The following is a 12,678-nucleotide window of genomic DNA, read 5'->3' as shown; positions in this document are numbered from 1 at the left end:
CCGCACGGGGTTAGGAAGTACCGCTTTCGATCTTCAGATTTTCTTAATTTTTCGGTTCCCGGGGGGGGCCCCCCCGGGGGCCCGCCCCCCCCCCCCCCCCCCCCCCCCGCAGCTGCCCATGGTCCCCGACATGCCCCGGGCCTGGCGGCCGGAGGACGGCCTGGACTGCCTCAGCGTGAACGTGTGGACCCCGGGGGGCGCCGGCGACCGTCATGGTCTGGATCTACGGTGGCGGCTGGAAGACCGGCCATTCCGCCGATCCCGGCTACGACGGCGAGGTGCTCGCCCGGGACGGCGTGGTCATGGTCACGTTCAACTACCGGGTCGGATTCGAGGGGTTCGGGTACGTGCCGGGAGCGCCCGCCAACCGGGGCTTCCTCGATCAGGCCGCCGCACTCACGTGGGTACGCGAGAACATCGCCGCCTTCGGTGGCGACCCGGACAACGTGACGGTCTTCGGCGAGTCCGGCGGCGGCGCCTCCGTCGCCGCCCTGCTGTCCGCTCCCGCCGCGCGCGGCCTGTTCCGTCGCGCCATCGTCCAGAGCATGGCCGGACGCTTCCTGCCCGAGGAAGAGGCTCGGCGCATCTCCACGATGACCGGGGAAGCGCTCGGCGTGGGCCTCGAGGGGCTGGCCTCCGCCTCCCCGCAGGCCCTGTTGTCGGTGCAGGACGTGGCGCTGCCCGCGATGCGCGCCGATCCGGCGAACTGGACGACCCCCGAGGCGATCACCTCGTTCTCCCCCGTCGTCGACGGCGTCACGGTGGTCGACAAGCCGTGGCTGGCCGTCCGTTCGGGATGCGCCCGGGACGTCGACCTGATCTGCGGCTACACGCATGACGAGTTCACCCTCTTCGCCATGCAGCGAGGGCTCGTCAGGATCGGACTCGGCGCGATGGTCAAAGCCGCGCCCATGCTGCTCGCGACCGTACGGGAGGGACTGCGGGAGCGCGGTTCGCGCGAGCCGGCCCAGCCCTCGGCGAGGATCCGGCGTCTCGACCTCGACGCCGTGGGGGAGGGGTTGGGCCTCGGCCGTCCGGCGGTCGGCGAGTACCGCGCCGCGCACCCCGGCCTGACCGACCCCCGGCTGTACGTCGAGATGTTCTCCGACGCGTTGTTCCGGATGCCCGCGACATGGCTGGCGCAGGCGCACGCCGCCGCGGGCGGCCGGGCCTGGCTGTACGACTTCACCTGGAGCAGCCCGGCCTTCGGCGGGGCGCTGGGGGCCTGTCACGCCGTGGACATCCCCGTGACCTTCGGCCACACGAGAGGCCACCTCTCCGGCTTCCTGCTCGGCGGCAAGCCCCCCTCCCCGGACTTCATCCGACTGTCCGAGCAACTCCGGTCCTCCTGGACCTCGTTCGCCGCATCGGGGGATCCCGGCTGGCCCCGCTTCACGGAAGACCGCCCGACGACCCGGATCTGGGACGTCGTACCGACGCTCACCGAGGACCCGCTCCCGGCGTCCCGCCGCATCTGGCGGGAGCGGTCCGGGCTCTGACCGGGGCGGAGCGACCCGGACCCGCTCCCGGCGCCCCTGCCCTGCGTGAGTGCGGCCGCATGCTCCTGAGGCCCGGCGGTGTGGCGGGCGAACCCGACTCCCCTGCCCAGAACTCGACGAACCCCGTAGTCGCGGCGTAGTGAAGAAAAGCCGGGTATTCCCGGACATTGGGCTGCATCGGTCTCACGGATTCGTAAATTCGCTATTGGCGGATTCTTTAATTCCGGATCGTGGTCGACTGTATGTGTCGCCGTAACTCAGATGAACCTCAAATGATGAGAGATCGATTGACCTGTCGTGGAGCTCTCGGGCAGTCTTTGTGAGGCGCGACCGACGGGGATCGAAAAAGCGGTCGCGCAACACCGGGGGGCCGGGGGCCTTGGAGTACGCATTCGTGCACTTCACCCTTTCCTGCCTGAATCAATCGAGTGGAAAGCAAAGAGGAGAGAAAATCAGAATGCGCTCCGCGATCAGAAAAGGCCTCGCCACCACCGCCGCTCTCGCCGGAATAACCCTGGCCATGCTGCCGGCGTCGGCCCAGGCCGACGACGGCCTGGTCTCGCAGGCCGGGCGGGTCGCCAAGTACCAGGCCTACCTCGCGATGAAGGTGGCCCAGGGGGACGAGCAGGCCAAGGAGACCGCGCAGGGATTCTCGGCCCTTTCGGCCGCCCAGAAGACCCGTTTCCTGGACCTGCTCGAGGACCGCGCCCTGATGGCCCACCTCTTCGAGGCGGGCGAGTCCCCGGCCGCGGCGGGCATCACGCGGTCGGAGCTGGCGGGCGGCGACGTCGTGGTGGAGCGCGAGGCCGCCGGCGGCAGCGACGACGCGTCCCCGAACAGCACCGCGGCGCTCAGGGCCTCCGGCTACCGGGACATGTGGGCCTCGTACTCGTACACCGACAAGTTCCTGGGCGTGAAGGTCTCGCGCGTCACGGTGCGGACCAACTACCAGGTCAAGGGCAAGGACACCACGAAGGTGTACCCGGGCAGTGCGAGCCAGTACCTGTTCGTGCCGGGATGCGACTTCTCCCACAGCCCGGTGAAGGAGTGGATCTCCTCGCCGCCGGCCGACAACGCCCAGAGCGAGACCGTCTGGACGGCGAAGTGCTGGGGCAGCTCCTGGGACGAGCGCGAGCGCGTCTGGGGTGACTACCGCGGCTTCGTCGGCGGGTACCTGAAGGACGAGTAGGCCCGATAATCCGGGCCGAGCGGGCGGGAAATTCTGAACACACCTGCCCGCGCATGGTCGGGAATTCCTGCTGAATTCCTGACTCGGCCCATTGGCTTCCTGTACACCGGGGAGGATTCGTGTTCAGCGCCATGGGCTTCGGTCCGCTTGTCCCCTTTCTGTTCGTGCTCCTCATCGCTTGTGCGGTGGGTGGCCCGGTTTGGAAGAAGAAACGCCACTCCCGCTCGGCGGACGAAGACTGATCGTCCGGGCCGCGCCGCCGGAATGGTCGTTCGTGAATTCCCCGCCCCTCCGGAGGGGCGGGGATATTCGCGTTGCCAGAGGACTCACAGCATGTGAGGCGGTTCCTTTCGGGCCGAGTCCGCGAGCCGCGCGGCGAATCGGGTGACGAGCCCGCGGAGTGCATCGGGCCGCTCGATGGTGAACGGGCGGTCGAGCGAGGCGAGTACGGCAGGAAGCCAGTCGAGCCGTTCCACACGCATCTCGACGCGGGACCAGCGCTCGTCCTGCGCATCCGGGCCGTCCTCGGACCCCAGCTCCTCCACGATCGCGAGGCCGGCGGGAAGCCGGGCGCGGACGTACTCGGCCGTCCCCCGGACCCGCACGGTCACCTCGTGCCGGTGCGGAGCCGAGGCGATCCCCGACAGGACGCGTTCCGCGGGGTCGATGCCGGAGGGCGGGTCGAACGTGCCGGGCAGGGTCCTCGCTTCGGCGATGCGGTCCAGCCGGAACGTACGGTCCTCGCCGATCGCGGGATCGACGCCCGTCACGTACCACCTGCCCGAGTGGGCGACGAGTCCGAAAGCGTGCAGCGTGCGTTCGCCGTGCCGGCCGTCGGCGGTGGTGTACCGGATCGAGACCGGCCGGTGATGGCGTACCGCGTCGGCGATCGAGAGCAGGACCGCGGTCTGCGGGGCGGCGGGCGTACGGGGCGCAGTCGTGAAGGCGAGGGAGCCGAGTACGGCGTCGAGCTTGTGGCCGAGCCGTTCCGGCAGGACCCGTCGGATCTTGGCGGCTGCCGTGTCGCCCGCCGAGCCCGTGGCGGTCATCAGGCCGGCCCGCCGACCGGCGAGCAGGCCGAGCAGGACGGCGAGCGCTTCGTCGTCACTCAGCATGAGCGGGGGCATGCGGTAGCCGGCGGCGATCCGGTAGCCGCCGTGGCGGCCGCGTACCGACTCGACGGGTACGTCCAGGTCGAGGAGGTGGTCGGCGTACCGCCGCACCGTGCGCTCGTCGACCCCGAGCCGGGCGGCGAGTTCGGGGACGGTCCGCAGGCCGCCCGATTGCAGGAGCTCCAGCAGCATGAGGACGCGCGCGATGGGTCGGGACATGCCGAGAAGTCTCCCGCACATACCGGGCGGATCCTGTCCGGTATCCGCTTTAGCGTGAGGTCACCACCACGACATGTCTGGAGAGACCCATGGACTTCGTCTCGATCCGCATCATCACGGGCGACGTCGCCCGCCTCGTCGGCTTCTACGAGCGCGCCACCGGTGTGGCGGCGAAGTGGTCGACCGAAGACTTCGCCGAAATCGGCACCGACTCGGCCACCCTCGCCATCGCCGGAACCCGCACCGTGCCCCTCTTCGCGCCCGGCGCCGCCCGCCCGGCCGACAACCACAGCGTCATCGTCGAGTTCCTCGTCGACGACGTGGACCACGTGTACCGGAACCTGGCCGGCTCCACGGGAGACTGCGTCCAGGCGCCCACCACGATGCCCTGGGGCAACCGCTCGCTGCTCCTGCGCGATCCCGACGGCAACCTCGTCAACTTCTTCACTCCCGTGACCCCGGCCGCCCGCGCCAAGTTCGCCCGCTGACGACGCGCGGCCGTTCGGGGCGCCGCGGCCGGCGTCCCGGATCTCCACCCCCGTCTCCACCCGTGGGTCCAGGCGCCGCGTGCCCGCTCACAGCAGGCTTGAGGGCATGACCACGACCACATGGATCACCGACATCGCCCTCATCCTGATCGTCTTCCGACAGCTGCGCGAGGGCCCGCTGACCCCGAAGTCCTACCTGCTCCCGCTCGGGATCGTGACCTTCGTGGGCTCCAGCTACCTCGACACCGTCCCCACGGGCGGCAACGACCTCGTCCTGATCGGTGCCTTCACGGCCGTCGGCGCGGCGCTCGGCGTCGCCGGCGGCGTCTTCACCTGGATGCGGCGCGCGGACGGGCAGGTCCTGATCAAGGCCGGTGCGGTCTCGGCGGCACTGTGGGTAATCGGCATGGGTGCCCGGCTGGGCTTCCAGGTCTGGGTCGACCACGGGGGCGCCGCCGACGTCGCGCGCTTCAGCGCGGACCACTGGATCACCGGCGCGCAGGCGTGGGTGGCGGCGCTGGTGCTGATGGCCCTGACCGAGGTGGTCACGCGGCTGGCCACGATCTTCGTCCGGAGCCGGCTGCTGACGCGTCCGCAGCAGTCGGCGGCGGCTGCGCGGACCGCCGCAGTTGCCGGTCGCAGGGCCTGACCGTGGGCTATGGTCGCGCCATGCCGGCACGAGAGACGGACGGGCCCGTGGGCGTGGCCCGGTGGAGTCCGTTCGATGGAGGGGGACGCGGCTCCCGCTCCCAGTGGGTGCTGGTCGCGGCCGTCGTGATCGCGGGGATCGTGACGATCCGGCCGATGGGCCTCGGCGGCCGCGGCCTGGTCGTCCTCCTCCTCTTCCTGGTCAACTGCGCGGTGCTGGCGATGCGGCTCGTGCCCGAGTCCGCCGTTCCCGAGCGGCTCGTCGCCCTCTGGTCGGCTCTCGGCGTACTGGCGGCGGCGGCGCTGATCGGCGCCAGCAGCTCGGGGACCTCCTACCTCTTCGCGTTCTTCCTCGTCGCCTTCGCCGGGTCCCGCCTGAACACCGGACCCGCCCTGGTCCTCGCCGCGTCCTGCAGCCTCCTGTGCGGCGGTGTGCTGTACGCACAGGCCGAGCCCGGCCAGTACGCGACGACCGTTCTCGGCCTCGCGACCGGCGCCGCCGTGCTCGGCGGCATCGCCGGGAGGAGCAGGGCGCAGGCCACGCGGGCGGCCATCGCGGCGGCCGAATCGGCGGAGAAGGCCGCGAGGGCCGAAGCCCGGACGGCGGTACTGGGAGAGCGCACCCGGATCGCCCGGGACGTCCACGACGTACTCGCCCACTCGCTCGCCGGGATCAACATGCAGCTGGAACTCGTCGACGCGCTGATCGACACCGGAGACCTGGCCAGGATCCGGGAGGCCAACGACAGGGCGCACAGCCTGGTCAGGGAGAGCCTGCGGCAGGCGCAGTGGACCGTGCACGCGCTGCGCGAGGACCGTCTGCCGCTGCGCGAGAGCCTGACCGCGATGCTCGAGTCCTCGGGCCACCACGATGCCCTCACCGTGGTCGGAGACGTCCGCGAGCTGTCGGCGCGGTCGACGCAGTGCCTGCTGCGGATCGCCCAGGAGGCGCTGACCAATGCCACCCGGCACGCCCCCGGCGGCGCGGTCGGCATGAGGCTGACCTTCACCGGGGACGCGACCGTACTGAGCGTCCGCAACCGGCCCGCGACCTTGCCGGTGACCGCGGCCGGCGGAAGCGGAATGGGACTGATCGGCATGCGTGAACGCATTGCCCTGCTCGGCGGCACCATCACCACCGGACCCGTCACCACGGGACCGGACTCGGGAGGCTGGCAGGTGGAAGCGGTGATCCCGCGATGAGCGAGACCGCGGACGCCGCCCCGTCCGTCAGGGTGGTGGTGGCCGATGACCAGGCCGCGGTACGGGAGCCGCTCGCGACCGTCCTCTCGCTGCTCCGGGACATCGACGTCGTCGCCACCGCGAGGGACGGGTACGAGGTCCTGGCGGCCGTCGCCGCGAGCCCGGTGGACGTCGTGCTCATGGACCTGCGGATGCCCGGCATGGACGGCACGGAGGCGACCCGGCGCCTGAGTGCGGAACACCCCGGTGTGGCGGTGGTCGCCCTGACCACGTTCGCCGACGACGACTCGATCCTGGGCGCACTGGGTGCGGGAGCCCGCGGCTATCTGACGAAGAACGCGGGCCGCGAGGACATCGCCAGGGCGATCCGGGCCGCCGCCGCGGGGCAGTCGGTGCTCGACCGCGAGGTACAGGCCCGCCTCCTCGCCGCCGCGCACACGCACCGGCCGGCGCCGGCGTCCCTTCCGCAGGACCTCACCCTCCGCGAACGGGAAGTCCTCGCCCTCATCGGCGAGGGCCTTCCGAACAGGGCCATCGCCGAGCGGCTCTTCATCAGCGAAGCCACGGTCAAGACCCACATCAACAACCTGTTCGCCAAGGCGGACATCCGCAGCCGGGCCGACGCCGTACGCCTCGCCATCGGGGCCGGCCTGGCCTGAGCGGCGCCCGGCCGCGCATTGAACGCCCCGTCCGGGCCGTGCCCGTTCGCCCGTGCCGTGCCCGTCCGCCCCTGTCGGCCGCCGCGTTGAACCACTGGTAGGAAACTTTCCTATCCGCTACGCTCCCCGACGGCGGCTTGGCGCGGTGCCTGGTGTCATGGGCATGACGCGCTCAGCGAGAGCTCTGACCCGGCCGCCGTGACGCTGCCCCCTGCTCGCCTCCACGGTCCGGGGGCGGCGCTCTCCGCACCGGTGTCCAGCTCTCGCCGTTCCCAGGCCAAGGAGTCCAGGCATGCACCTGTACGCCTCCACCCCACCACCCGCATCGGGCAGCCGACTTCGCCCCGCACTCCTCGTCGTGACCGCCGTGCTCGCACTCGTCGCCGGGCTGCTGCTCGCCTGGCCCGGCCGGGCCGGGGCCGCCGCCGACCCGCTCATCTCGCGCGGCAGGCCCGCCACCGCCTCCTCCGCGGAGAGCTCCTCCCTCGGCGCCGCCAACGCCTTCGACGGCGCCGCCTCGACCCGCTGGGCCAGCGCCGAGGGCAAGGACCCGCAGTGGATCCAAGTCGACCTCGGGGCCGGTGCCACCGTCTCCCGGGTCAAGCTGACCTGGGAGGCCGCCTACGCCAAGGCCTACCGCATCGAGGTCTCCGCCGACGGCGCGACCTGGACCAGGATCGCCGAGGAGAAGGCCGGCAACGGCGGCACCGACGACCTCGCCGGCCTCTCCGGCAAGGGCAGGTACCTGCGCGTGTACGGCACCGCGCGCGGCACGGCGTACGGCTACTCCCTCTTCGAGGCCGAGGTGTACGGCACCGTGGACGGCGGCCCGCCCCCCGGCGGCCGCACCTTCACGGTGGTCGCGGCGGGTGACATCGCCGCCCAGTGCACGGCCTCCGACAGCGGATGCGCGCACCCGAAGACCGCCGCCCTGGCCCGGCAGATCGACCCGCAGTTCTACCTCACGATGGGCGACAACCAGTACGACGACGCCCGGATCGCCGACTTCCGCGCCTACTACGACAAGAGCTGGGGCGCCTTCAAGGCCAAGACCCGCCCCGTACCCGGCAACCACGAGACGTACGACCCGGCCGGCCCCCTCGCCGGGTACAAGGCGTACTTCGGGAACATCGCCTACCCGCAGGGCAAGAGCTACTACAGCTTCGACGAGGGCAACTGGCACTTCATCGCCCTCGACTCCAACGCCTTCGACCAGGCCGCCCAGATCGACTGGCTCAAGGCCGACCTCGCCGCCAACGGCAAGCAGTGCGTCGCCGCCTACTGGCACCACCCGCTGTACTCCTCGGGCGGCCACGGCAACGACCCCGTCTCCAAGCCCGTCTGGAAGATCCTCTACGCCGCCAAGGCCGACCTGGTCCTGAACGGACACGACCACCACTACGAACGGTTCGCCCCGCAGAACCCCGACGGCAAGGCAGCCGCCGACGGGATCGTCGAGATCGTCGGCGGCATGGGCGGCGCCGAGCCCTACCCGATCGAGCAGGTGCAGCCCAACAGCCAGAAGCGCATCAGCGGCCAGTACGGGGTCCTGAAGCTCGACTTCACGGACTCGGGCTACAGCTGGACCTACGTCGCCGCCGACGGGTCGGTCAAGGACACCAGCCCCAAGTACAGCTGCCACTGATGTACCTGGCCAACACCGGCCGCCCGGACGCGCCGCCCCGCCCCCTCGGGGCCCGGCGGCGCGTCCCCGCCACCGTCATCGCGCTGGGCGCGGTCAGCCTCGTCACCGACGTCTCCGCCGAGATGGTCACGGCCGTGCTGCCGCTCTACCTCGTCCTGGGCCTCGGCCTCTCGCCGCTCCAATTCGGCTTCCTGGACGGGATGTTCAACGGAGCCACCGCCCTCGTGCGGCTCCTCGGAGGGCGGCTCGCCGACCGCGGCGGCCGCCACAAGAGGGTCGCCGGCGCCGGCTACCTGCTCTCCGCCCTCTCCCGGCTCGGGCTGCTCCTCGCCGACGGCGCCACCGCGGGGATCGCCGGCTCGCTCGCCGCCGACCGTCTCGGCAAGGGCGTGCGCACCGCCCCGCGCGACGCGCTGATCTCGCTCAGCGGCCCGCCCGAGACACTGGGCCGGGCGTTCGGCGTGCACCGGGCCATGGACACCACCGGCGCGCTGCTGGGCCCGCTCGCCGCCTTCGCCGTGCTGTGGGCGACCGCCGACGCCTACGACGCGGTGTTCGCCGTCAGCTTCTGCACGGGCCTGCTCGGCGTGCTCCTGCTCGCCCTGTACGTCCCCTCCGCGGCCCCCGCGCCACCGGCGCGGCCGACACCCCTCCGGCACACGGCACTTCGCGACCCCGCCTTCCGCCGCATCCTGTACGCCGCCTCCCTGCTCGGCGCCGCCACCATCGGCGACGCCTTCCTCTACCTGCTCATCCAGCGCGCCCTCGACCTGCCGGCTGCCCTGTTCCCGCTGCTGCCGCTCGGCGCCGCCGCCGGATACCTGCTGCTCGCCGTCCCGGCCGGCCGGATCGCCGACCGCGTCGGGCGCCGGCTGCCGTTCCTGGCCGGGCACGCCGCGCTGCTCGGCGCGTACGCCGTCCTGCTGCTCCCCGTGGCCTGGCCGACCGTGGCCGCGGTGCTGGTGCTCCTCGCCGTCTTCTACGCCTCCACCGACGGGGTCCTGATGGCGCTGGCCGGCCCCGTACTGCCCGCGCACCGCCGCGCCGGCGGGCTCGCGGTGCTCCAGACCGGGCAGGCGCTGGCCCGCCTGGCGGGGGCCGCGGGCTTCGGGGCCGCCTGGACGTTCTGGGGGCAGGGGCCCGCCCTGTGGACGGCGGCGCTCACCCTCGCGGGGGCGCTCGCGGCCGCCTGGCGCATCCTGCCGTCCCCCGTACCCGCCGCCGTACCCGCCCCCGCCCTCGACACCCAGGAGGCACCGTGAACCCCCGGGCGCCACAGCTCCGCCGGCTCGTCCTCGTCGTACTCGCCGTCCTGCTGCTCGGGGGCGGCTCCCTGGGCTACGTCCTGCACGCCAGACATCGCGAGCCGCCGGCGGCCGCCGCGGACGGATCGTTCAGCCTGGCCGAACCCGGGCTCTACTACCGGGACTCGGCCACCGGCCGGGTCGCCCGCCGCGGCGCCGCCGGCGGGCCCCCCGCCACGGGAGGCCCCGCCTGCGAGCGCTTCCACGCCGCGGGGGAGCGCGCCCTGTGCCTGCGCAAGCTGCCCGGCGTCCCGGCCCGCACCCAGGCCCTCGTACTGGACCGGCAGCTGCGCGAGGTCAAGAGCGTGACCGTGCCCGGCATCCCCAACCGGGCCCGCGTCTCGGCCTCGGGGAACGTACTGGCCTGGACGGCCTTCGCGACGGGCGACTCGTACGCCACGACCGCCTTCTCCACCCGGACCTCCCTCCTCGACCTGCGCACCGGCTACCTGGTCAAATCGATGGAGGAGATCCCGCTGACCATCGACGGAGCCCGCTACCACGCGCCCGACGTCAACTACTGGGGCGTGACCTTCGCCCGGGACGACAACCGCTTCTACGCCACGGTGTCGACCAAGGGGCGCACCCACCTCGTCGAGGGGGACCTGCGCAACTGGTCGGCGAAGGCCCTGCGCGAGAACGTCGAATGCCCCTCCCTGTCACCCGACGACACCCGCATCGCCTTCAAGAAGAAGGTCTCCGACGATCCCGCCGCACCGTGGCGGCTGTACGTCCTGGACCTGGCGGACATGCGAGAACACCCGCTCGCGGAGACGCGCAGCGTCGACGACCAGGCGGCCTGGCTGGACGACGGGACCGTCGGCTACGCCCTGCCGGGACGCGAAGGGCGCGCCGACGACATCTGGTCGGTCCCGGCGGACGGTTCGGGCGAACCCCGCCTCCTGGTCCCCGGCGGCTCCTCCCCGGGAGCCGTGGCCGGATCGGCGCTCTGACGCGACCGCGCCGGGCTGTGTTCAGCTACGTCCCGGCACGGCCGCGCACCGCCGCGCACGCCACCGGTGGGTCCGCGGTACGCCCGCGGCATGCCGCCGCACGGCCACGCACATCCCGATGAGGCAGGAGAGGTCATGCCCCGCATCGCACGATGGACCGCGGTCACCGCGGTCGCCTTCGCCACCGTACTGGCCGCGACTCCCGGTGCCGGCGCCGCCGAAGGAGCCGCCGCCCGGGCCCAGGCGGCGCCGACCCCCGTGTACTGGACCGCGCAGCCGCCCGGTGCGACGGCCGCGGCTCCGCAGCGGTTGCTGAACCAGCCCGTCCGGATCACCAACGACTTCGCCAAACGGCCCACCACCCAGTGCCTGGACGTCGATGCCAACGGCGGGGGCAACGGCACGGTCGTCCAGGTCTGGCAGTGCAACGGCACCACCCAGCAGCGCTGGTACCTCTGGAACAACGGCGCGCTCGAGAGCTACCGCTTCCCCGGCAAGTGCCTGGACGCGGACCTCAACGGGGGCGGCAACAACGGCACCAAGGTACAGATCTGGGACTGCAACAACACACCGCAGCAGAGCTGGTCCCACCCCTCGGGCGACCGGGCCGTCTACAACGCCCGCTTCCACGGCGGCGGCAACATCGTCATGGACCGCGACGCGAACGTCCTGGGCAACGGCGCCCGCGTCCAGTTGTGGCAGAAGAACTTCCAGTCACAGCAGTGGTGGGACGTGTGGGCCGACTGACCGGTGGCGGGCGGCCCCGGTCACGGGTCCGGCGTGCCGGGCGGCCGTCGCCGGTGGGGGAGAGGGCGGGCGTAGCGCCGGTGCAGTGCCTCGCGCGCGGACTCGAACGCGGCTTCGCCGCCGTCGGCCGGCTCCCCGGCGGCCTCGCAGCGGGCGTGGAGCCGGGTCCGCTCCACGGCCGCCATGGTCTCGCAGGCCCGCAGCATGTCCAGGGTCGGGGCTGCCGAACTGACCACAAGGACGGGGGCGTCCGGGGCGGCGGGCATCCGGTGGGGGACGGTGACCAGCGACAGGACGGCGAGGCGGTCGCGGCTCTCGGCGCGGGCCCGGACCGTGCCCGTGGTGGCGGCCAGGTGCCCGCCGGCCGCCGTCACGTCGTGGAGCAGCCGCAGCGGGCCCGTCTCGGCCGACCGGCGGGAGCGCCGGGGGGTCACGAGCGGGTCCCGGGAGGTCACTTCGTTGCAGGCGAGTTCCAGGCGGCGGGCCACTTCCGGGTCGCGCAGACCGGCGGCGAGCGCGAGGGCGTACGGGGCCAGGTGGCCGTCGATCAGCTCGTCGAGCGGCAGCAGCCTGAGGGTGCGGGCCCGCAGCAGCCACGCCACCTCCATCCGGTAGCGGCCGTTGGGGTCGACGGCCTCGAGCTCGTGGCCGCCGTGCCAGCCGACGGTGACCCGGTCGTGGCGCTCCCCCGCGGGGGCGACCTCGACGTGCACGTCCGCCACGGACCAGCGCCGGTTCCCGTACTCGGCGAGGGGCAGGCACCGCTCCCCGCCGGGGGCCACGGCGCCGGACCGTGCCAGGCCGCTCAGGGTGGTGGTGCCCATGGGATGGGAGTGCAGTACGGCGCCGTCGAGGCGGACCGGCGGGAGGCCTCCGGCGAAGGTCAGCACCGCGGCCCGGGGGCGGCCCGGATCCGCCTCGGCGGTCATCGCGCCCCCCGTGGTACGGGGACACCGGGGCCGGAGCGGTGAACGGTCCCGGCGCGCGCGTGGGCCCGGGCCGTCGGGTTCGT

The 12,678-nt window shown here is 72.6% G+C and carries 11 protein-coding genes and 1 pseudogene; 10 read left to right on the top strand and 2 right to left on the bottom strand.

Annotated elements, in window-relative coordinates:
- Positions 1 to 209: 209 nt before the first annotated feature.
- Positions 210 to 1,499 (top strand): annotated as a pseudogene (locus ACFYZS_RS06160) (carboxylesterase/lipase family protein); the annotation flags it as partial.
- Between the two features lie 457 nt (positions 1,500 to 1,956).
- Positions 1,957 to 2,688 carry a hypothetical protein gene (locus ACFYZS_RS06155; protein WP_389007321.1) on the top strand — a complete coding sequence of 244 codons (732 nt, stop codon included), beginning with the start codon at positions 1,957 to 1,959 and terminating at the stop codon, positions 2,686 to 2,688.
- 326 nt (positions 2,689 to 3,014) lie between these two features.
- On the opposite strand, the gene ACFYZS_RS06150 is transcribed toward ACFYZS_RS06155, so the two are convergent.
- Positions 3,015 to 4,019, bottom strand: coding sequence for a helix-turn-helix transcriptional regulator (locus ACFYZS_RS06150; protein ID WP_389007319.1), 1,005 nt, complete (start codon positions 4,017 to 4,019; stop codon positions 3,015 to 3,017).
- Between the two features lie 89 nt (positions 4,020 to 4,108).
- Here ACFYZS_RS06150 and ACFYZS_RS06145 point away from each other — a divergent pair, with 89 nt between their 5' ends.
- From ACFYZS_RS06145 to ACFYZS_RS06110, 8 genes are all read left to right on the top strand, one after another.
- Entirely contained in the window at positions 4,109 to 4,507 is a 399-nt protein-coding gene (locus tag ACFYZS_RS06145; RefSeq protein WP_389007317.1) for a VOC family protein, read from the top strand.
- A gap of 106 nt (positions 4,508 to 4,613) precedes the next feature.
- A complete protein-coding gene (locus tag ACFYZS_RS06140) occupies positions 4,614 to 5,156 on the top strand; it encodes a hypothetical protein (protein ID WP_389007315.1) in 543 nt (180 codons plus the stop codon).
- Positions 5,157 to 5,311: 155 nt separating this feature from the next.
- Positions 5,312 to 6,358 carry a sensor histidine kinase gene (locus ACFYZS_RS06135; RefSeq protein WP_389007558.1) on the top strand — a complete coding sequence of 349 codons (1,047 nt, stop codon included), beginning with the start codon at positions 5,312 to 5,314 and terminating at the stop codon, positions 6,356 to 6,358.
- Positions 6,355 to 7,017: a response regulator gene (locus ACFYZS_RS06130; protein WP_389007313.1), complete on the top strand. Its 663-nt coding sequence runs from the start codon at positions 6,355 to 6,357 to the stop codon at positions 7,015 to 7,017. The genes ACFYZS_RS06135 and ACFYZS_RS06130 overlap by 4 nt, the downstream gene beginning before the upstream one ends.
- A 292-nt stretch (positions 7,018 to 7,309) precedes the next feature.
- Entirely contained in the window at positions 7,310 to 8,662 is a 1,353-nt protein-coding gene (locus ACFYZS_RS06125; protein WP_389007312.1) for a discoidin domain-containing protein, read from the top strand.
- A complete protein-coding gene (locus ACFYZS_RS06120) occupies positions 8,662 to 9,924 on the top strand; it encodes an MFS transporter (protein ID WP_389007310.1) in 1,263 nt (420 codons plus the stop codon). Before ACFYZS_RS06125 ends, ACFYZS_RS06120 begins: the two co-directional genes overlap by 1 nt.
- Entirely contained in the window at positions 9,921 to 10,919 is a 999-nt protein-coding gene (locus ACFYZS_RS06115) for a hypothetical protein (protein ID WP_389007308.1), read from the top strand. Before ACFYZS_RS06120 ends, ACFYZS_RS06115 begins: the two co-directional genes overlap by 4 nt.
- Positions 10,920 to 11,054: 135 nt before the next feature.
- The gene (locus tag ACFYZS_RS06110) at positions 11,055 to 11,666 is read left to right on the top strand and encodes an RICIN domain-containing protein (protein ID WP_389007306.1); all 612 of its coding nucleotides are present in this window, start codon (positions 11,055 to 11,057) and stop codon (positions 11,664 to 11,666) included.
- A 20-nt stretch (positions 11,667 to 11,686) separates the two neighbouring features.
- Here ACFYZS_RS06110 and ACFYZS_RS06105 read toward each other — a convergent pair whose 3' ends face one another.
- The gene (locus ACFYZS_RS06105) at positions 11,687 to 12,595 is read right to left on the bottom strand and encodes a hypothetical protein (protein WP_389007304.1); all 909 of its coding nucleotides are present in this window, start codon (positions 12,593 to 12,595) and stop codon (positions 11,687 to 11,689) included.
- Between the last annotated feature and the right edge of the window lie 83 nt (positions 12,596 to 12,678).

This window comes from Streptomyces sp. NPDC001903, assembly GCF_042891345.1.
Classification (GTDB): domain Bacteria; phylum Actinomycetota; class Actinomycetes; order Streptomycetales; family Streptomycetaceae; genus Streptomyces.
Note: the sequence above shows the minus strand (reverse complement) of the source record. Positions and strands in the feature narration are given on the sequence as shown.